General features: G+C 34.0%; 18 protein-coding genes. 16 read left to right on the top strand and 2 right to left on the bottom strand.

Going from position 1 to position 20,605, the window contains the following annotated elements:
• The 14 genes from KAOT1_RS23185 to KAOT1_RS05790 form a co-directional block, all read left to right on the top strand.
• Window positions 1-353, top strand: a 353-nt coding sequence (locus tag KAOT1_RS23185; protein WP_007093817.1) for a hypothetical protein, incomplete at its 5' end; no start/stop codon positions are given.
• Entirely contained in the window at window positions 338-1,738 is a 1,401-nt protein-coding gene (locus KAOT1_RS05850; RefSeq protein ID WP_007093816.1) for a hypothetical protein, read from the top strand. The genes KAOT1_RS23185 and KAOT1_RS05850, both read left to right, overlap by 16 nt.
• Window positions 1,738-2,883: a glycosyltransferase family 4 protein gene (locus KAOT1_RS05845; protein WP_007093815.1), complete on the top strand. Its 1,146-nt coding sequence runs from the start codon at window positions 1,738-1,740 to the stop codon at window positions 2,881-2,883. Before KAOT1_RS05850 ends, KAOT1_RS05845 begins: the two co-directional genes overlap by 1 nt.
• A complete protein-coding gene (locus tag KAOT1_RS05840; RefSeq protein ID WP_007093814.1) occupies window positions 2,876-3,718 on the top strand; it encodes an FkbM family methyltransferase in 843 nt (280 codons plus the stop codon). Before KAOT1_RS05845 ends, KAOT1_RS05840 begins: the two co-directional genes overlap by 8 nt.
• Window positions 3,719-3,726: 8 nt before the next feature.
• Window positions 3,727-4,752: a glycosyltransferase family 2 protein gene (locus KAOT1_RS05835; RefSeq protein ID WP_007093813.1), complete on the top strand. Its 1,026-nt coding sequence runs from the start codon at window positions 3,727-3,729 to the stop codon at window positions 4,750-4,752.
• A gap of 2 nt (window positions 4,753-4,754) precedes the next feature.
• Window positions 4,755-5,870 carry a glycosyltransferase family 4 protein gene (locus tag KAOT1_RS05830; RefSeq protein WP_007093812.1) on the top strand — a complete coding sequence of 372 codons (1,116 nt, stop codon included), beginning with the start codon at window positions 4,755-4,757 and terminating at the stop codon, window positions 5,868-5,870.
• Window positions 5,871-6,920 (top strand): exostosin domain-containing protein, encoded by a 1,050-nt coding sequence (locus KAOT1_RS05825; protein ID WP_007093811.1) that lies wholly within the window; start codon window positions 5,871-5,873, stop codon window positions 6,918-6,920.
• A 298-nt stretch (window positions 6,921-7,218) separates the two neighbouring features.
• The gene (locus KAOT1_RS05820) at window positions 7,219-8,286 is read left to right on the top strand and encodes a glycosyltransferase (RefSeq protein ID WP_007093810.1); all 1,068 of its coding nucleotides are present in this window, start codon (window positions 7,219-7,221) and stop codon (window positions 8,284-8,286) included.
• Window positions 8,286-9,602, top strand: coding sequence for an O-antigen ligase family protein (locus tag KAOT1_RS05815; RefSeq protein ID WP_157560060.1), 1,317 nt, complete (start codon window positions 8,286-8,288; stop codon window positions 9,600-9,602). Before KAOT1_RS05820 ends, KAOT1_RS05815 begins: the two co-directional genes overlap by 1 nt.
• Entirely contained in the window at window positions 9,599-10,555 is a 957-nt protein-coding gene (locus tag KAOT1_RS05810; RefSeq protein WP_007093808.1) for a glycosyltransferase family 2 protein, read from the top strand. Before KAOT1_RS05815 ends, KAOT1_RS05810 begins: the two co-directional genes overlap by 4 nt.
• Window positions 10,552-12,150 (top strand): hypothetical protein, encoded by a 1,599-nt coding sequence (locus tag KAOT1_RS05805; protein WP_007093807.1) that lies wholly within the window; start codon window positions 10,552-10,554, stop codon window positions 12,148-12,150. The genes KAOT1_RS05810 and KAOT1_RS05805 overlap by 4 nt, the downstream gene beginning before the upstream one ends.
• Window positions 12,151-12,244: 94 nt before the next feature.
• Window positions 12,245-13,213 carry a glucosamine inositolphosphorylceramide transferase family protein gene (locus tag KAOT1_RS05800; RefSeq protein WP_157560058.1) on the top strand — a complete coding sequence of 323 codons (969 nt, stop codon included), beginning with the start codon at window positions 12,245-12,247 and terminating at the stop codon, window positions 13,211-13,213.
• Between the two features lie 10 nt (window positions 13,214-13,223).
• Window positions 13,224-13,904, top strand: a complete 681-nt coding sequence (locus KAOT1_RS05795) for a class I SAM-dependent methyltransferase (RefSeq protein WP_007093805.1) — start codon at window positions 13,224-13,226, stop codon at window positions 13,902-13,904.
• The gene (locus KAOT1_RS05790) at window positions 13,901-14,908 is read left to right on the top strand and encodes a glycosyltransferase family 4 protein (protein ID WP_007093804.1); all 1,008 of its coding nucleotides are present in this window, start codon (window positions 13,901-13,903) and stop codon (window positions 14,906-14,908) included. The genes KAOT1_RS05795 and KAOT1_RS05790 overlap by 4 nt, the downstream gene beginning before the upstream one ends.
• A 139-nt stretch (window positions 14,909-15,047) precedes the next feature.
• On the opposite strand, the gene KAOT1_RS05785 is transcribed toward KAOT1_RS05790, so the two are convergent.
• Window positions 15,048-15,926 carry a methyltransferase domain-containing protein gene (locus KAOT1_RS05785; RefSeq protein WP_040559344.1) on the bottom strand — a complete coding sequence of 293 codons (879 nt, stop codon included), beginning with the start codon at window positions 15,924-15,926 and terminating at the stop codon, window positions 15,048-15,050.
• Between the two features lie 148 nt (window positions 15,927-16,074).
• On the opposite strand from KAOT1_RS05785, the gene KAOT1_RS05780 reads away from it, so the two are divergent.
• Entirely contained in the window at window positions 16,075-17,352 is a 1,278-nt protein-coding gene (locus tag KAOT1_RS05780; RefSeq protein ID WP_007093802.1) for a phenylacetate--CoA ligase family protein, read from the top strand.
• 5 nt (window positions 17,353-17,357) lie between these two features.
• Complete coding sequence (locus KAOT1_RS05775) at window positions 17,358-18,755, top strand: sugar transferase (RefSeq protein WP_007093801.1); 1,398 nt, start codon at window positions 17,358-17,360, stop codon at window positions 18,753-18,755.
• A gap of 614 nt (window positions 18,756-19,369) precedes the next feature.
• Here KAOT1_RS05775 and KAOT1_RS05770 read toward each other — a convergent pair.
• Window positions 19,370-20,557: an Lnb N-terminal periplasmic domain-containing protein gene (locus KAOT1_RS05770; protein ID WP_007093800.1), complete on the bottom strand. Its 1,188-nt coding sequence runs from the start codon at window positions 20,555-20,557 to the stop codon at window positions 19,370-19,372.
• Between the last annotated feature and the right edge of the window lie 48 nt (window positions 20,558-20,605).

The following is a 20,605-nucleotide window of genomic DNA, read 5'->3' as shown; positions in this document are numbered from 1 at the left end:
AAACGCACAATTTATCGCATGAACGTTACGAACACGATCAAATTCATGAGCAAATCATCTACAATTCCAATCAGGATTTACTAGCATTTTTCAGGAATCCAATTCAGTCAGATGTTTCCGTTCAAGACTGGAATCATCGCATGTCTAACGAAATAGGAGAGAAGTTGTATGACATGCTTGAAAAACGAATTCATGTCTTAAAATCGGTCTTTAACACCGAAAAAGTACTTGCTTTGGCAAAAAAACAACAAAAAAGTCCGAATAGAGGACTCTATTTTCTTTTCAGAATCCTTTCAATGGCTATATTTGTGGACAATATCAATAACGCGATTGTCCCATGCGAAAAAAGATAATTTCCATATTTGTTGGATATCAAAGTTTTGAAAATCATTACGCAAGTGATTTCTTTGAAACTCCCGAAAACATTGACATGTTGGTTTGGCACAACGTGAAATCGTCTGCATTGGAAAAACTGCCAAAAAACATTGAAACACAACAACTTCCTGAGTTCGATTATAAAGGAAAAACAGATTTTCTACGTTATTTAAAAGCAAAAGCTACTTTGCGTTACAATGACAAAACACAAACATTGCCAAATCACTTTTTATACAGAGTTGCGCCTGGAAAAAGCACTTTCAAGAAAAAACTAAAATTCGGATTGATTAACTTTTTAGCGATTTTCTACGCTTCAAAAAAAGGCATTCAAAAACTAGAAGATATTTTTTTCGATCTCACCCGAAAATCAAACTATTACAAAGTATGTTTGACGTATTTAAAAGCGAATACACCTGACATGATTTATTGTTCTCACCAAGTATCAAGTTTATCGCTTGCGCCAGTATTGGCGGCGCGTGACTTGGGAGTTCCTGTGGTAAGTTTTATACATTCTTGGGACAACCTTCCAAAAGGAAACAAAATGCTCAAAGCCGATCATTACTTCGTTTGGAGCGATTATATGAAGGAAGAAATGGAAGCATATTATCCTGATGAAGTCCAAGAAAACAACATTACAGTTACGGGAACGCCACAATTTACGTGCTATACGAAACCTGAATATCTAATTCCAAAAGAATTATTTTACAAAGCATACAACTTACCAACGGATAAAAAATTACTCTGTTTTTCAGGAAATTTTACGTCTATTGGAATGGATGATCCATTATATTTACAGGATTTAGCGGAAGCTGTAAAACTTTACAATCAAACGAATTCAACACAATATCATGTAATTTTAAGAGCAAATCCAGCAGATTACAACGAAGGATTTATTCCAATTCTAAAAAAATATAAAGACGTACTTACGGAAGTCATTCCAACTTGGAATCACGACGAATTTCCTTTGCCAGAAAGTTATACGGTAAACTCCAATTCAGGCGTTTTATACAGTACATTGCATTACAGTAGCGCGATTTTTAATATAGGTTCAACAATGGCGCTTGACGCGATATTACTCGGAAAACCAGCATTTTACTGTTATTATAAACAAGCTAATGGACATAAAGATTTTGATATTGATCGTTTGTATCATTTTGTGCATTTCAAAACCTTTACCAAGCATGACAAAGCTGTCTATATGATGCGAAAACAAGAAGAATTCGCAGAAATATTACAAGATTTTGAAATATTAGAACAGCAAAATCGTCAAGAACGTTTAGCTTGGGCAAAAAGTATTGCAAAACATCCATTAAACGAGGTCAGTAACCGAATGTATCACGCTTTCCAAAACCTGTTGAACTAATGCATATTGCGTTTCTACTTCCCGAATATCCGCACGAAAAACTTCCGAAATCGGCAGGAATAGGAACAAGTACAAAAAACTTACTCAAAGCATTGATTGACAAAGGATTGAAGGTTACAGTATTTACGTATTTTCAAGACAAACAAGAAGTTTTTCAAGATGGTGACATCACAATCCATAAAATAAAGTTGCGTAAATATCCTGTGTTGACGTGGAAATTGAATGAAGGAATCATCAACAAATACATCAATAAAGTCATCAAAAAAGATGCGATTGATGTCTTGGAAGTGGTTGATTGGACAGGAATCACAGCAAACATGAACTTTTCCATTCCGCAAGTGATGCGTTTACACGGAAGCGACACGTTTTTCTGTCATTTAGAAGGGCGAAAAATTAAGGAAGCCAATTTTAATCGTGAACAAAAAGCATTTCAAAAAGCAACTAAAATTGTGGCGGTAAGTCAGTTTGTTGCTGAAAAGACAAATTCGTTATTCGCTTCAAATAAAGAAATTACGGTCATTCCAAACGGAATCTATATTGATGATTTTCAGCCTGATATTTCTAGAAAAGTAGATGGAATGATTCTATACTTCGGAACGTTAATTCGTAAAAAAGGAATCTTAGAATTGGCACATATTTTTAACGAGTTGATTCAGAAGAATAAAAATTGTCACTTAGTTTTGGTAGGAAATGACGCGATTGATGCCACAGAACAGCGTTCGACGTGGGAAATTTTTCAGGAAGAACTTTCTGCGGAAGCAATAAAGAAAGTAAATTACTTAGGAACGGTTGCTTACGACCGAATGAAAATTTTGATAAACGAAGCTTCTGTTTGTGTGTTTCCTTCCTTGGCGGAATCATTCGGAATGGTCACGATAGAAGCAATGGCACTCGAAAAACCGTTTGTAAATACGGATTATCCTTGGGCAAAAGAGATTGTAAAAGATGGAGAAACGGGTTTTTTAGTCGATCCGAAATCGCATGCTGAATTTGCAGAAAAAATCAATCTATTATTGACAGATGCGGAATTGGCTTCAAAAATGGCAAAAAACGCACGACAAGAAGCAATCAAACACTTTGATATTACTAAAATTGCGGAAGAAAATATAGTTGTATACAATTCATTAATTCAAAAAAATGATTAAAAAAGTATTTAAAAAACTAAAGAAAAGACGAAAAAAGTTCCAAAGTCATCCTTTAATTAAAGGCAATGCATATGGTGCTTTGTACAGATACATTCGGTTTAACGTCATTCAAACAATTAGACCTAAGAACAGAAAATATAATTGGATTCACGGTTTAAAGTTTTTTGCGGAAAAGGGTGATGCAGGAATTGTTTCTAATATCTACATAAAATTGGCTGATTATGAGGATTCTATGTTTGTAATGAATTACTTGGATGAAAACGGATTATTTGTTGATGTTGGCGCAAATGTTGGTCACTTTTCATTACTCGCTTCGGGAGTTTCAAAAGCTAAAACAATTGCGATTGAACCTATTCCAAATACATACAAAAAGCTTCTAAAAAACATACATTTAAACAATTTAGAAGACAAAGTTGAATGTTTAAATATTGGTTTGGGAGAAGATAAAGGCGAACTAAAATTCACAAAAAGTTTTGATGTGATGAACAGAGTTGCGCTTGAAAATGAAAATGTACCAACGATTTCAGTGCCGATTCAAAAACTTGATGAAGTTTTAAAAGACAAAAAACCAACGTTTTTAAAGATTGATGTAGAAGGTTTTGAGTACTTTGTGTTGAAAGGTGCTGATGAAACTTTACAGAAAAAATCGTTAAAATACATCCTATTAGAATTCAATAATTCTGGAGATAAATTTGGCATTACTGATGAAAAAGTATTTAACCTGATTACTTCCTATGGTTTCAAACCAATTTCATATGATGTTGCTCAAAACAAAATAAAAGTAGAAGATTCATTTCGTACTGATAAATTCAATACAATATTGATTAGAGAATAAATAGCTTCATGAAATTCACACTCATCATTTGTACATACATGCGCCCAAAACCATTGCAAACACTATTGCAATCGGTTACGGAACAAAGGCTGTATCCTGATGAAATTTTAATTATAGATGGTTCTCAAAATGATGAAACGAAACAAATGTTAGCTGAAAATACATTTAAAAACTTACACTATTTCAAAGTAGATGATGCAAATCGCGGTCTGACGAAACAACGAAATTTTGGAATCAACAACGTAGCCAAAACAAGCGAAATTGTTTGTTTTTTAGATGATGATACAATCTTAGACAAAAACTATTTTAAAAACCTTATCGGAACTTATAAAACCTATCCAAAAGCTCTTGGCGTTGGCGGTTTTATTACGAATGAAGTGAGTTGGACAGCAATTACAGAAGATACACAACCAACAGCAACCTCTTTTGTATACGATGGCTGGTTTCGAAACGAATCCTTACGATTCCGTTTGCGCAAAAAACTAGGTTTGTTAGATGATACAAAACCATGTTACTTACCAACATTTGCACACGGACGTTCCGTAAGTTTTTTACCACCAACCGATAAAATTTATCACGTAGAACTCTTTATGGGCGGTGTTTCATCATTCAAAAAAGAAGTTTTAGAACAAATAAAATTCTCCACCTATTTTGAAGGTTATGGTTTATATGAAGATGCTGATTTCACACTAAGAGTCTCAAAACTAGGGCAATTGTATGTAAATACGGCTGCCAAATTAGAACATCATCACAATGCTTCTGGTCGTCCCAATCAATACAAATATGGAAAAATGGTCGTAAAAAATGGTTGGTATGTTTGGCGTGTAAAATATCCGAATCCAACACTAAAAGCACGTTTTAAATGGAATGCAACGGTTTTATTCTTGGCTTTTCTCAGATTTACAAATATATTTACCCAGCCTAAAAAAAAGGAAGCATTTACGGAAGCACTTGGCAGAATTGCCGCTTGGTTCAAATTATGGTTCCAAAAACCCCAAATAAACTACGATACAGTTCAAAAAACTGTTAGCTAAACATGAACTTTTTAATCGTCACACACGTTTTACATGCCAAAAAAGAAGCAGATTATTTTGCGTACGCGCCGTATGTAAAAGAAATGAACTTGTGGTTAAAATATGTAGACAAAGTCACGATTGTAGCACCATTACTAGCAGAAAAAGAAATTCGTCCGATTGATATTGCGTACAAACACGACAATATTGATTTCAGGTCAATTCCTGCGTTTAATCTATTAAGTTTAAAATCAAGCTTAAAAACGCTGTTGGTTTTGCCAATTATCTTTTTTAAAATTATTGGAGCGATGCGAAAAGCAGATCACATTCATTTACGCTGTCCTGGAAACATCGGATTGATTGGTTGTGTTGCGCAAATTTTCTTTCCATCGAAGACAAAAACGGCAAAATATGCAGGAAATTGGGATCCAAATAGCAAACAACCATTTAGCTACCGATTGCAAAAACGAATACTATCCAATACCTTTTTAACCAAAAACATGAACGTTTTGGTGTATGGCGATTGGAAAAATCAAACGAAAAATATCAAATCATTTTTTACGGCAACTTACAGAAATAGCGATAAAAGAGCAGTTGTTCAACGTAATTTAAACGAAACAATTACCTTTAGTTTCATTGGCTCATTGTCGTCTGGAAAACGTCCGTTATTGACAATTCAAATTGTTGAAGAATTACACAAACGCAACTATAATGTACGATTAGACATTTATGGCGATGGTGCAAAACGAAAGGAATTAGAAAATTACATTGCGCAAAATCAATTGCAAAAATACATCACGTTACACGGAAATGTCACAGCAGAAATTGTAAAAGAAGTTCATAAAACCGCACATTTTATGATGCTTCCATCCAAATCAGAAGGTTGGCCAAAAGTGGTTGCAGAAGCCATGTTTTGGGGAAGTTTGCCTATTGTGACGAAAATTTCTTGTGTTCCATATATGTTGGATGAAGGAAATCGCGGTATTTTGATTGAACCGAATGTTGAAAGTGCTGTTGCTAGAATAGAAAACGTATTGCAATCGCCAAAAAACTATCAAGAAAAAGTTGAAAAAGCGATTGAATGGAGCCGAATATACACGCTTGACACCTTTGAAAACGAACTAAAATCATTGCTTTAAATGTTAAACGTTTACACAGATAGAAAATTCATTGAGAAACATCCGAAAGGCGAGAAGTTTCCGTTGGTGTATGCGTTGTTGTTTGATGAACGAAATGAATTTCCTGAAGTCAAAAACTACTACCAATTGGTCGATTCGATTGATGAAGCAGCAATAGCGTTTTTACCATTTTCATGGAATTATTATTTGAATGAAAATTTACAAGTAGAAGCCGAACGTTTTATCGATGAATGTCATGCAAAAGATTTAAAAGTGCTTACGTATATTTCTGGAGATCAGGGTGTGATGCCTACAAACAAAGAGGTTTATGTATTTCGAAATAGTGGTTACAAAAGTAAAAAACTGCCAAATCAAATATCATTTCCTGCATTTTTTAAAGATCCATTGGAACATTATATTGAAAAGGAAAATCATCAAGTTCGTGTAAAAGCGGAAAAACCTGTGATTGGATTTGTTGGGCAAGCAACTCCAAATTTGCTAAAAGCCGCCAAAGATATTGGGTTGATAATTTACAGAAACTTAAAATTTTATTTGGGAAAAACACGTTTGGAACCGCAACAATGGTTTGCAGCGCCATTTATGCGTTACAAATATTTGAAGCGATTAGAGAAAAACTCAAACATAAAAACGAATATAATTTACCGAGAGCGTTACCGAGCTGGTGTGCGAAAAAATCGTTCGGTAGACAAAACAACATATGAATTTTACGAAAATATGAACGATTCTGATTATATTTTCAATTTGCGTGGCGCAGGAAACTTTTCCGTACGATTTTATCAAACTTTAGCCATGGGAAGAATTCCTGTGTTGATTGATACGGATTGTTTGTTGCCACTAGAAGGAATCATTGATTGGACAAAACATTGCATCCGAATTCCGCAAGGAAAAGAACACGAAATGGAAGCGCGATTGCTAGAATTCCATCAGAATTTGACACAAGCAGCATTTGAAGAAATTCAACAAACAAATCGTAAACTTTGGGAAGAATATTTAACGCTGACGAGCTTTTTTGCACGAATTCATGATTTGATTAAAAAAGATAAATTATAAATTAGTATTGAGATGTTAGTATTGAGTATTGTGAAGTTTCAAAGTATAAATTATTCAATATGTCAGTTCTAGTGATTTTCACTAGAAAATAGTATCGAGAACAGCTACGATACAATATTTTTTTTGATTTCAAAGTTGTTCTCGATACAAAATTCTTTCAGAATTTCACTCGAACTGACGTTTTGGGATATTATCAATTAGATTATAAATGCTGAATTATATAATGTCATATCGAGCGCAGTCGAGATATTTTTGAATTCAAAGTAATTTCGAATAAACGAATAAATCAATAACAAAAATGAAAACCCTACAAGTCATAGACACACTAGATACTGGTGGCGCGGAAAAACTCGCCATCACGTATGCAAACGCGTTGGCAACAACTGCGGAAGCTTCGTTTTTATGTACGACGAGAAAAGAGGGAATTCTAAAAAATCAAATTTCAAAAGAAGTTGGTTATTTGTTTTTGAATCGTCAACGTACATTTGATTTTGGAGCGATAAAACGATTGAAAGCTTTTATCAAAGAAAACGAAATCGATATTGTACACGCGCATGCGACATCGTTTTTTATTGTGTTTTTGACGAAATTAATCTATCCGAAGTTTAAAATGGTTTGGCACGATCATTATGGAAATAGTGAGTTTTTGGCAGAACGAAAAGCAGTTGCTATCAAAATAGCTTCGTATGCGATGAATGGTGTGATTTCGGTGAATCAACGTTTGAAAGATTGGGCAGAAAAGAACTTAGTAGTTTCGAACGTAATATACTTATCAAATTTTCCTGTGAAGAACGAAACCGTAAAGGCAAGCACAAAAATGCACGGAATTGATGGAAAACGAATTGTTTGTTTGGCGAATTTGCGTCCGCAGAAAAATCATATGTTGTTGTTAAAAGCTTTCAAAACTGTACAAAAAGACGATTGGACACTACATTTGATAGGAAAAGATTTTGAAGATGAGTATTCGCGACAAATCAAATTGTATCTTCACGATCACGGATTGAGTAAAAATGTGTTTGTTTATGGAAGTAGAGAAGATGTTTCACATGTTTTGAGTCAGTGTAGTATTGGAGTATTATCTTCAAAATCAGAAGGTTTGCCCATTGCATTGCTCGAATACGGATTGCACGAATTAGCCGTTCTCACCACAGATGTCGGCGAATGCAACCGAGTTGTTTCTGATGAAACGAAAGGATATATAGTGCCATCTGAAAACGAAGCGGTTTTCGCAGAAAAACTCCGTATTTTAATGGAAAATCAGCACGAATGCCTCGCGAAAGCGGAACAATTATACAAACACATACAAGCGAATTTTGCGCAAAAAGCAATCATGCAACAATTAATTAGTTTTTACGACGAATTGTAATGGCAACACGTACAGAATATATGGAAAAACGTATGAGAATGCTCGGGAAATCTGGCTTTCTCAAGTTTACGCTATTCCTAATTCTGATCTCGTATTTTTACAATGTTGCCGTTTTTAATTACAGTATTACGGGAAATAACGAACTGCGTTTGTACGATTTTATCGGAATGCTAATTTTATATCAGTTTTATCAACATCGTAGGGTTTTGCTGTGGTTTATGAACAGAGAAAAATACCTGTATTATTTGTGGACATTCATCCGATGGTGCATGTTTATGATGATTTTTACGTTTTTCATAAGTTATCTTAATGGACGATTGACTTGGATTTTACGAACTACACTATTTATGTATCATTTCTTGATATTTTTCTTTTCGTTTGTGTTCTTCCTGATTTTAATGCGACGTGTAAAAACTTTGCGACAATTAGCATATTTACATATTATTATGGTGGTAATTGCGGCTTTGGTCGTGTTGTTTCAGCATTTTGGAATTGTTCCTTATTTGTGGAGCGAGTTGGATAGAAAAGCGTATGGAGGATTTCTTTCAGGTATTTTAGGACCGAATAAAATTGTGCTTGGAATGGTCATGTATATTTCGCTAGTGACTTTTATTGGACTCTTTTTACAGAAAGAATTGCGCATTAATAAGTTGATGCTTTTGGCAGGAATTCTCTTCGCAATGATTGCGCTTGGTTTGAGTGGATCACGAACGAGTTATGTAGGTTTGTTGGTGTTTTTGGGCTATTTCTTTATACGATCTACAGGGAAATTTATTTATATGTCTGTGATTTTAGGAATCGGAATGATGGTAATTTCCATGTACAATACAGAGATTTTTACACTTATTGAAAATGTAGTAAATGGTAGGGTTTTTAGTAAAATATCTGATCCTACGCTGATTGCACAAGGAAATGTAGATCAATTGTATGAAGATTTAGGTTCAGGACGAAAAAACCTGTCGCTCATGTATATCGATTATTTGCTTACGCATGTGTATGTTGTTCCGTTTGGTTCAGGGTTTAATAACTTTATTTTAATTGGAAATTCGGCGCACAATATCTACTTAACGCTTATTAATGAAGTCGGTTTGGTAGGCTTATATTTTTACGTCCGTTGGTTGCTAAGTTACTTTGCGTTAGACTTTAAACGTTTTAAACAACTTGGAATTGTACTCAAAGGATTGGTTTTGGCAACCATGGTGACTTTATTATTTGGAGAACAATTGTATGTTTACCGACCTGTTTTTGCTATATTGGGCTTGTTTTTATTTGCAACAGCAATTTTATTAAGCCCTCGATATTACATAAAATCATGACAAACTTTGCTGAACATACTATTGGAGTCGTCATTCCGTATTACAATGCCGCAAAACACATAGAAAATGTGGTGCGCAAACTGCCTGAATATATTGATAAAATTATCATTGTTGACGATTGTGGAAAAGAACCGATTCCAAAAAGTTTAGTAAGTCAAGCGGAACTTGGCGATACAATCGTTATTGTAACGAATGAAAAGAATTCTGGTGTTGGTGGTGCAACAAAAAACGGTTTTAAAAAGGCGATTGAGCTTGATCTTGATTTTGTCATAAAAGTAGATTCTGACGATCAAATGAATAGTGATTTCATTCCAGATTTATTGCAACCATTGATTGAACAAAAAGCCGAATACGCCAAAGGAAATCGTTTTAAAGACTTTAAAGCGTTGCGACAAATGCCATTTGTACGAAAAGTTGGGAATTTAGGATTGTCGTTTTTAACAAAAGCTGCTTCGGGTTATTGGAATAATTTCGATCCGACAAATGGTTTTTTTGCCATCAAAGTAGATCTACTCAAACAATTAGATTTTAAAAACATTCACCGCGATTATTATTTTGAATCTTCACTAATTGCAGAATTATATTTTCAGGAAGCCAGAATAAAAGATGTGCCAATGCCAGCGCATTACGGCGATGAAAAATCGAGTATGCAAGTTTGGAAAATACCGTTTATTTTCATTCCAAAACTCACAAAAACCTTCTGGAAACGTATTGTAAAAAGCTATTTTATTTACGATTTTAATATTGCATCTATTTACTTATTATTCGGTTTGCCAATGTTTCTCTTTGGTGTCGTTTTCGGAATTTACAATTGGATTTATTATTACAATATCGGAGAATTTACGCCTGTAGGAACCATCATGCTCATTACAGTTTCGTTGATTCTTGGGTTTCAATTACTGCTTCAAGCGATACAATTTGACATCTTAAAAGCTCCAAAATCTGTGTCATGAAACGCAAGCACTTTATCGTAATTTTACTAAATGTTTGTATTGCTTTTGGGTATTATTTGGGGAATTTATCTGCGAATGAAACACACTTAAGTTCCGATTTGCATAACATCATCCCAATTTGTTTAAAAATGGACGATCCGACGATGTTTCCGCATGATACTTTTGCCAATGACTTGGAAAACGTAAAATATTACACGCCTTTTTATATTGAAACACTGCGCTTTTTTGCCAATTTTACCGATGGAAATTATGTGCAAGCTTTGAATGTTCTCACGTTCATTTGCCACATCCTATTTGGATTACTTTGGTATTTTTTACTATTCAGAATTACCAAAAACTTCTGGATTGCCTTATTCGTTTCCGTATTAATGCGCGGAATTGTTTGGATTCCAGGATTGGAATATTGGGGAATTTCAGATTTATGGTCTCTATTACCACGTGTAGTCTATTATGCCATCATGCCATTGCCATTTTTAATCTTACACTTTCAAAATCATAAAAAAACATATCTAGCGGCGTTTTTAATTGGTTTTATATTCAACTTTCATCCCATAACAGGATTGAGCGGAATTTTACTTTTTATAGGCTTTCTGTTATTGCATTCCTATTTTGACGAAAGACGTTGGAAAGCTATCTTTAGTAAACAAAATATGCTTTCATTGCTGTTGATTTTCCTCGGAATGTTGCCGTTTTTCTTTGCCTATTTAGGAAATGTTTCCGCAAAAGCAGATTACGATCTAGCATTGTACAAAGAAGCTTTAGCTTTAAAATACGATAGTTTTATCACCGAACCGACAACGTTTTGGAAACAATGGTTTACCTTAAAATATGGCGCGTATTTCTCCGTTGTCATTGCATTTATCATGTTGGCATATCTAAAAGGAACAGCTAAAGATCGCTTGCGTAGCAAATATATCATTGGTTTAGCGGCATTGCTATTTATTCTTCCAAACTTAGCTGCGTATGTTGAACTCGCTATAAACGCTACGTTTGATCTAAATATAAGAATGTCGTTTCAGTTAGTGCGCATGCAGAAACTCTTGATATTAGCAGTCTATTTTGCCATTGCTTTTATGTTGGATATTTTTTATCGGAATGAACTTTTCAAAAAGGTCTTTCCATATGTTTTTGGAGGCTTCTTTCTGATGCTAATTGTTAGCAAATACGACACATTTGACAATATCCCTTTGGTATCTAACGATCTCATACGACGTGTATTGCCCAATTCACTATCAGTAGGTTCAGTTGTTAACGGACAAGAAAGTGATGATTTAAACGAAGTCTTAATTTACATTCGTGAAAATGTACCAAAAGATGCCATTTTATTTGCTCCAGATATTGGTCGTTCTGGCGGACAACGTTCGGTGGTTTTAGACAGTAAAGGCGCAAATATGCTGATAGAAGGCAATCCGAAACGATACATTGCATGGTATCAAGACTATCAAAATTACAATAAACTATCGCGCAAAGCTTCCAATCAATTTTTACGCGATTATGGTGTGGAATATGTATTAATTTATATAGATTTACCAGATTTTGAACTGATACATCAAAAAGGCAAATGGCGATTGTATGATACAGGTGTTAGGAAGTAGGAATTAGGTATTAGGTATTGGGCATTAGAAATTAGGAAGTACCCAAGACCAAAGACCCAAAACCCAAGACCAAACACCTAAAACCTTATTTAACTTGAAGATTTTAAAAAAAATAACACTTTTCGTTTTCATCCTCGGATTTCTCTTTTCGAGTTATATCGGGTATTGTTATTTTATGAAAAAACCCGTGCCATTTTTTGGAAGAAAAATTACGGGAGCGTATTATTCAATTGCGACTGGAACTGCGTCAAATCCACTACAGTGGAAGGTTTCGGAAGCAAAAGTATTCAATCGTACAGACAATCAAATTCCTTCAAAATTACTCATGGCAGATCCGTTTTTACACCAAAAAGATGGAAAATGGTATGCTTTTTTTGAAATTATGAGTGAAAAACATGCGGATATCGGTGTTGCTGTTGAAGAAAATGGCGCTTGGAAATATCTCGGAATTGCACTTGATGAAACCGTTCATTTATCCTATCCGTTTATTTTTGAAAAAGAAGGAACGATTTATATGATTCCTGAAACCAAACGTCACAGTCAAGTACGATTGTACAAAACTACCAACTTTCCTTTCGATTGGGAAGTAGACAAAGTTCTGATACAAAACAAACGTTTGGTAGATGCGACATATTTTGAAAAAGACAATGTTTCCTACCTTTATGCAACTGAAGACAAATATTTATGTTTGTACGTAGCAGATAGTTTGCATGGCAAATTCACAGAACATCCACAATCACCATTGTTAAGTGGAAACTATACACGTTCTGCCGGAAGGCTTCTAAATTACGATGGAAAACTCATTCGCTTTGCGCAAGATCATTTTGGTGGTTACGGTCGCGCAGTATATGGTTTTTCTATTGATTCCATTTCAAAGACTTATTATAAAGAAAATTCATTAAAAAATAACCCAATTCTTAAAAATCAAGGAGAAACTTGGGCAAAAAACGGAATGCATCACATAGATATTCATAAATTGCCAAACGGAACGTACAAAGCCATTTTTGATGGTTATGGATATGGAACTGAAAAAATTACGTTTAGCCTAAAAAACAACTTTTAACCTAACAAACATGAAAGCAACAAAGAAGCTTTTTAAAACAGAAATCGTAAAAAGACTCAAAGCGCAAGGAACTGACGAAGTCTTGTCTGAAGCCGCTTTACCAGCATACGCACATAAAAATCCTGTCATCGATCATATTTTTTGGAAACGCTTAAAAGTCGTAGCAAATTATGTGCACAAGAAAAATAAAAAGTCACTCAAAGTCTTAGATTTTGGTTGCGGAACTGGCGTAATGTCTTATGAATTGGCGACAAATTCTCATGAAGTTGTTGGTTTGGATTTGGATTTGCGACCTGTACATTTATTAAAAGAAAATATCAATTATCCAGATTCGATCAACTTTATGGAAGGTGATTTGTTTGATAAAAATCTAGAAGAAAATACCTTTGATGTTGTGATTGCGTTGGATGTTTTAGAACATATGAACGACGATCAGTTGCGAAAATACATGGGAAAATTTAGAACGTTGTTGAAAAATGGAGGAGAAGTCATCATTTCTGGACCGACAGAAAATTTCCTGTATAAACTTGGAAGAAAGTTGGCTGGACAAGACTTTACAGGCGATTATCACGATTCTGAAATTCAATCGATTCGTAAAATTGTCAGTGAAACCTATGAAGTAAAAAGTTTGGCGAAAATCTTACCAATTCTGCCATTATTTGATGTTTTTGTAGCGCATAAGAAAGCATGATATTGTATGTTGGAAATATCGTTTCTGGTCACGGAAAAACGGCAACAACCATTGAAACTTTGGGGAAATTACTCCAAAAAGAAGGTTTCAACATTCGATTGACTTCCAACAAACAAAATAAAATACTGCGTTTATTTGACATGCTTTGGACGGTTTTTAAACTCCGAAAAAAACTTGATTATGTGTTGATTGATACGTATAGTACCACAAATTTTCTATACGCGTATTACGTGAGTAAATTGTGTATTCGCTTTAAAATCAAGTACATTCCGATTTTGCATGGTGGAAATTTAGAAGCACGTTTAAAACATAGCAAAGCAAAAAGCGATCTGATTTTTAAAAATGCACATGTCAATGTTTCGCCATCAATGTTTCTAAAAACTGTTTTTGAACAATACGGATATTCGAATTTAAAACATATTCCGAACAATGTAGAATTGGCTGAGTATCCTTTTAAACTTCGAAAATCGGTGAAAGCTAAATTGTTATGGGTGCGATCGTTTGCCGAAATCTACAATCCGCAATTGGCAGTAGAAATTGTGCATGGTTTGAAACAAAATGGAATAGCAGCAACTTTGTGTATGGTTGGACCTAGAAAAGATGCTTCTTTTGAAAAAACGCAAGAACTCGCAAAAAAGTTGAACGTTGATGTGAAATTCACTGGAAAACTATCTAAACAAGAATGGATTTCACTTTCTACGGAATACGATATTTTCATCAACACTACAAATTTTGACAATACACCAATTAGCTTGATAGAAGCAATGGCGCTCGGAATGCCGATTGTTTCTACCAATGTCGGTGGCATTCCGTATTTAATCGAAGATAAAAAAGATGGTTTGTTGGTAGAACCGAATAGTGCAATAGAAATGATCTTTCATATCAAAAAAATGGTTTTTACACCAGAAATTGCAGAAAAGTTATCAGAAAATGCACGTAAAAAATCGGAACAATTTGATTGGGAAGTTGTGAAAGCGCAATGGAAGGAATTATTGGTCTCATAGTACTTCTCGATAGCTCTGATGAGCGCAGTCGAAATACAAATTTGCTACACAAATTCACTCGAAATGACGTTTGGAGTATCGAAATCTAAACCGTTATATGAAATATATTTTCAAATTGAAAAATCTTCAAATCAACACATTAAGTAATTTTCAACAACACATTAATACTTCCTGCCAATAATTCTTCTTCAGTATAATTGTCGTAGTCTTTGTGAAGCGTTAATTCTTTGAATTTCTTGTACTTTTCAGAATTTTTGTCGCAGGTATCATAATCTAACGAAACAACTTCAAAACCTTCATTTTTAAAGATTTCTAAATAATCAGGCAAACGCAAACGATTGTGATAATCGAATTTTGTATGCTGTTTTTGCCATTCTTCTTTGCTGTACTTCAAAAAGTCATAATACGAAAGCAATTTGTCATCATATGCTCTGTGATCGCTTGGCGAAATCATGTGTAGAATATAGAATGGTTTTGGAAGGTTCTTCGCAAAATTACGATGAATTTCAGCTAATTCTTTCGGAGGAATATGTTCTAAGACAAATCTCGAAAAAATCAAATCGACAGGTTCGTGAGAAATTGAACCAACTTCTGCTAAATTTTTGTTGGGATAATAGCTGATATTGCTGGGCAAATCGTATGTGTCTTTTTCCGTGGCGACATCAATCTTAAATTCTGTTTTAAAATATTGATTCAGTTTTGCAATCGTTTTTGAGTCGTAATGTTCGTTAATATCATACGTTACAACCTTTTTTACATGTTTAAAATACATGAAAAAATACGGAATAATTGGTGCCCAACCTGAACCTAATTCGAAAATGGTCTTGTCTTTTAGTTCAATATTGGCTTCCGCCAGAATTTTCAATGCATCGTTAAATGATCTGTCATTCGTTTTTATCTTATGATTGATACTGTTTCTATTGAGAAATTTCTGCAATTGATGGTACACACCATAACCCATTTTGTTGGGTAAGATGTCTAACGACTTAAAAATTAACGACTTGACTTTGTGATTCATAAATGTAGATTCGATTGCAAAATAACAAATAAAAAATGATTATTTTGATCTGTTAAATTTTATTAGGTTAATTTTATCGCACAAAATTTACAAGCAATTTACAGTAAATCGAAATTGCTCATTTTTCAATAGATTCGTTTTAAAAATCATGCTTCATAAATTTATTTTTAATCTCGGTGAACGCTTACGAAATCCTTCTCTACGGAAGTGGTTTGACTTTTTGAAAGCTTCTGAAAAATGGACGATCGACGATTTGGAAGCGTATCAATTGAAGCAACTTAAAGAACTGATTTCATTCGCGAAAACACATTCTCCTTATTATAAAGAAAAGTTTGCGAACATTGATGAAACTTCTTTTTCTTCCTTAGAAGACATTCAACAATTGCCTTTGTTGTCTAAAAAAGACGTACTAGAGCATACAACAGCTATTCATACAAGTTACGATTTTAAAAAAGTATTTACAGCGACAACTTCTGGTTCTTCGGGTGATCCGTTGGTGTACAAACGTGAAGAATCGGCAGATTCCTTTAACAGAGCTTCTATTTTTAGAGGATATTCTTGGCACAATGTGCAACCTTGGGAACGTAACGGTTATTTTTGGGGATTTGATTTTTCAACTATAAAACGCTTAAAAGTCAATATTTTAGATGCGTTACAGAATCGTTTTCGTGTGTTTGATTATAAAGAAAAAGCCTTTAAAAAATTTGTAAAAAAATTGCAACGCGCTCGCTATATTCATGGGTATTCTTCCATGATTTATCAGTCTGCGAAACTTATTAACGATCAAAAGTTACCGAAACCAACGCGTCTTAAAATGGTAAAAGGTACTTCTGAGAAGATTTACGAGAGTTATAAAGCAGCAATTGAAAAAGCGTTTGGAGTGCCAATTATTAGCGAATATGGTGCGGCAGAAACTGGAATTATTGCTTTTGAATGTACTGAAGGAAATATGCACATTAACATGGAAGGTGTTATTGTAGAAGCGATTGATAATCAGATTGTTGTGACCAATTTGCAGATGAAAACATTTCCTATTATTCGGTATCAGTTGGGCGATTATATTGAATTGGCTTCCAAAGAAACCAAGTGTGCTTGCGGAAAAGCACATTATATTTTAAATGAAGTTACAGGAAGAATAGGAGAGAACGTATACGGAAAGAAAGAAATTTACCCTAGTTTGTATTTTTATTACATTTTTAAAAACTTAGGGAAGAAATATAATGTAAAACTTACCTACCAAATTATTCAAAAAGAAAAAGGAATTCTTATATTTAACATCAAAGAACACTTAACCGACAAACAAAAAGATCAATTAAAAGGAGAGATTGAAAACTACTTTGCTGACGACATGACCTACTCAATTCACGATGCTGTGAATGAAGAAGTTAGCAGTGGAAAGACGAAAAGTTTTATCTCTTATATATAAAAAATATGGCCTCAACCTCAAATATGCATTTCGAAATATCGGAACGTAAACTCTTGCTTAGAGTTTTTGATGTATTGGCGATGCTTTTTGGGTTGTATGTTGTTTCCAATATTTTTGACTTCGATTATTTTAAGTTTACAGAACAGCGCTGGCTCTGGAGTTTGGTGCTGATTGTATATTTTGTATTATTTTCCACGATTTTAGAATTGTATAATTTACAGAAGTCAAGTCGCTATGACACTACGTTTCAAGGAATTGTACTCACAGTTTCTATTACGGTTTTGTGTTATTTATTGACGCCTTTCTTTACGCCAGAATTACCCGAAAATCGTTTGCAGATTTTATACTTTTTCTTAGCGATTTCGGTTGCAATTTTCTTATGGCGTTGCGCGTATATTTTCTTTATTTCGTCTCCGAGATTTTTTAAAAATATTTTGATTATTGGGAATACTGAGGAGATTAAAGTAATGTCGGATGCCATTAAACGCAATACAAATTATTTTGAAATTGTAGGGTATATCAATTCGAGTTCGCTTGAAAAAACAAAAGATCCTGAGTTGGACGATTTAGAAGAAATTACAAGTTCAAATTTGAAAGAAGTTGCTGAAAAAAAAGCAGTTTCTGAGATTATCATTGCGAGCAATCAACAAGAAGAATTAAGCAAACCCATTTTTGACAGTTTGATTGGTTTGCTGGAAACTGGTTTGCCGATTAAAGAATACATTCAAGTATATGAAGAATTAACGTATCGTGTTCCTGTTCAGTATATTGGAAAGGATTTTTATAAATATTTTCCGTTCAGTCGAAGCAATCAGAATAAGTTGTATTTGTTTTTTCATCGCTTTTTTGATGTCATTTTTTCCGTGATCGGATTGTTGGTAAGCTTGTTATTTTTACCATTAGTTTTGATAGGAAATTTGATAGGAAATCGCGGTCCATTATTCTACACACAAGAACGTGTTGGGAAAAACGGCGTTCCTTTTAAAATTTACAAATTGCGCAGTATGATTGTAGATGCTGAGAAAAACGGAGCGGTTTGGGCAACACAGAATGATTCACGAATTACCAAATTTGGAAGTTTTTTGCGAAAATCTCGTTTGGATGAAGTGCCACAGTTTATCAATGTTTTAAAGGGAGAAATGAGCATGATTGGTCCGCGACCAGAACGTCCTGCGTTTGTAAAACAACTTTCTGAAAGCCTGACTTTTTATGAAATTAGACATGTAATTAAACCAGGAGTAACAGGTTGGGCACAGGTAAAAACAGATTACGGAGCTTCTGAAGAAGATAGTTTGCGTAAACTTCAATACGACTTGTATTATATAAAACACCGAAGCTTCTTTTTGGATTTAAATATTATTGTAAAGACATTGAGTACGGTATTGTTTTATCGTGGAAGATAATTTTCATTATTAGACCGCTTTCGCTATAAGATGTTAGATCGCTTTGCTTTTAGACTCGGCTTTCACCTTTTGGTATGTTTCACTTAATTCAAGGATTTAAAAATTTAATGATTCAAGGTTGTTTCCGAGATCATTTATATATAAAAATAGCTCCTTTTTATCTTCAATTAAAAAGTTCGACTTTAGAAATTATGCTTTTATATTTTTTGATGACTTGCATTCAAGTTATACACGTAACTTTTTGATTTCACAGCACTTCTCGATACAAATTTGCTGCACAAATTCACTCTAAGTGACGTTTTGAGTGGTAAAAAAACTATAAAAATCTAAACCGTCAGTTCGAGTGATTTTCTTTCATATGAACAAAGTGAATTGAACGAAAATAATATCGAGAACAGGTTAGATTTCGAAATGGTTTAATAAGTATTCTTTTGTGTTTTACAGTACTTCTCGATACAAATTTGTTACACAAATTCACTCGAAGTGATGTTTGTAAAATTAAGAGTTTGAAACGTCTTTGCGAGCGTTTTGGAAAAACGCATTGCAACCTGTGTCTAAGTAAAATTAAATTTCATTTTAAGTAATTCTCAATAATCACATCTAAACTCCCAATACTACTTATCCAGTTTCCCAAAATAATACGTCAAATACAGATAACGTACTAAAAATAAAGCCATCAGCGGAATTGCAGCCAATGCAAATTGTTGGAAGTCAATTATCCATAAAAAGAAAACGACAAGCATCAACAGGATACAAAAGGCAGTATGTTTTGCCAATGATTTACATTCTTTACTTTTGAGAAAGAACTTTCTAACGAAGAAAATATTAATTGGCAGCAGCCATAAAACGTTCATATTCATTGCGGTTGCGGTATGATCGGTTGCAAACCAAAGCAATAATAGTATAATTCCTGTAAGTCCATTCACAAGTAATAAAATTGCATCTAACCAGCGTGTACGTTTGTTGTTCTTGAAATCTAGAAATGTGATGATAAGTACAATTAGTAGAAAAATTGTAAAAATCACATATGGACTGAAAATGATATTGCCTTTTTCTATAGTTGTTTCTGGCGCATCCAAAACTAAGTTTGTTTCGGTAACAAACGGCGTTACAGAATCTTGCATAGTAGCATTTTCAAACGCTTTAAAGACATATTCTGGTAAAAATTGATATTCTTCTGCATACGCAGGTTTGTCAATGACAGCACCAAGCGCAATATCGATTCCGAAACTAGACCAAGAATTGGCTTCAAGATTGTCGTGAATTAAATCGCGAAATGTTTTGTCTTTCGGAAGATGATCTTCATGGAAAATGATGTTATCACCAAAATTTTCTTTGATAACATCTCTAATTTTCGTTGCGCAATTGTTGTAAAAGAAATCATATTTATAATCTCTATTTTCTTCTTTGTAATTGTTTTCTAAGTAGGCGAGAAGTGTTTTGTTTTGCTCAGGTGTAAGATTGAGTACTTGTTCTTTTATCCACCGTTTTTCGTATTGGTAGATGCGAACGAAGTTTTTAAAACTGCTTCTTCCGAGTTGATATGGTAGTTTTCCTTGTGCAAATTTTATGTAAAAAAATGGTGTGTTAAAATCAAAAGTTCCGTAGTTGTACACCACATCATAACCATATACAGGATCTTTTAGGCGAAAAGCGCTGTGTCCAAAAGAAGAATATAATTCTGAACCTGCACCGCAAGTGACTACGGAAAAGGTAGCTTCTGACGAAAGCTTTATTTGTGGTGTTTTTTGCCCAAAGACAATTCCAACAAAAAGAAAAAGAAGAAATACGAGTTTTTTCATCTGCTAAAAATATCACTTTTTATCTTTGAGATGAAATAACAAGTTCGT

Origin of the sequence: Kordia algicida OT-1 (assembly GCF_000154725.1) — a bacterium.
In the GTDB taxonomy this organism is placed as follows: Bacteria; Bacteroidota; Bacteroidia; order Flavobacteriales; family Flavobacteriaceae; genus Kordia; species Kordia algicida.
This window is presented reverse-complemented; position numbering and strand designations above follow the sequence as displayed.

Excerpts from the sequence above, each read along its gene's own strand:
- KAOT1_RS05850 (WP_007093816.1), top strand. The coding sequence starts at position 338 with ATGCGAAAAAAGATAATTTCCATATTTGTTGGATATCAAAGTTTTGAA.
- KAOT1_RS05845 (WP_007093815.1), top strand. The coding sequence starts at position 1,738 with ATGCATATTGCGTTTCTACTTCCCGAATATCCGCACGAAAAACTTCCG.
- KAOT1_RS05840 (WP_007093814.1), top strand. The coding sequence starts at position 2,876 with ATGATTAAAAAAGTATTTAAAAAACTAAAGAAAAGACGAAAAAAGTTC.
- KAOT1_RS05835 (WP_007093813.1), top strand. The coding sequence starts at position 3,727 with ATGAAATTCACACTCATCATTTGTACATACATGCGCCCAAAACCATTG.
- KAOT1_RS05830 (WP_007093812.1), top strand. The coding sequence starts at position 4,755 with ATGAACTTTTTAATCGTCACACACGTTTTACATGCCAAAAAAGAAGCA.
- KAOT1_RS05825 (WP_007093811.1), top strand. The coding sequence starts at position 5,871 with ATGTTAAACGTTTACACAGATAGAAAATTCATTGAGAAACATCCGAAA.
- KAOT1_RS05820 (WP_007093810.1), top strand. The coding sequence starts at position 7,219 with ATGAAAACCCTACAAGTCATAGACACACTAGATACTGGTGGCGCGGAA.
- KAOT1_RS05815 (WP_157560060.1), top strand. The coding sequence starts at position 8,286 with ATGGCAACACGTACAGAATATATGGAAAAACGTATGAGAATGCTCGGG.
- KAOT1_RS05810 (WP_007093808.1), top strand. The coding sequence starts at position 9,599 with ATGACAAACTTTGCTGAACATACTATTGGAGTCGTCATTCCGTATTAC.
- KAOT1_RS05805 (WP_007093807.1), top strand. The coding sequence starts at position 10,552 with ATGAAACGCAAGCACTTTATCGTAATTTTACTAAATGTTTGTATTGCT.
- KAOT1_RS05795 (WP_007093805.1), top strand. The coding sequence starts at position 13,224 with ATGAAAGCAACAAAGAAGCTTTTTAAAACAGAAATCGTAAAAAGACTC.
- KAOT1_RS05790 (WP_007093804.1), top strand. The coding sequence starts at position 13,901 with ATGATATTGTATGTTGGAAATATCGTTTCTGGTCACGGAAAAACGGCA.
- KAOT1_RS05785 (WP_040559344.1), bottom strand. The coding sequence starts at position 15,926 with ATGAATCACAAAGTCAAGTCGTTAATTTTTAAGTCGTTAGACATCTTA.
- KAOT1_RS05780 (WP_007093802.1), top strand. The coding sequence starts at position 16,075 with ATGCTTCATAAATTTATTTTTAATCTCGGTGAACGCTTACGAAATCCT.
- KAOT1_RS05775 (WP_007093801.1), top strand. The coding sequence starts at position 17,358 with ATGGCCTCAACCTCAAATATGCATTTCGAAATATCGGAACGTAAACTC.
- KAOT1_RS05770 (WP_007093800.1), bottom strand. The coding sequence starts at position 20,557 with ATGAAAAAACTCGTATTTCTTCTTTTTCTTTTTGTTGGAATTGTCTTT.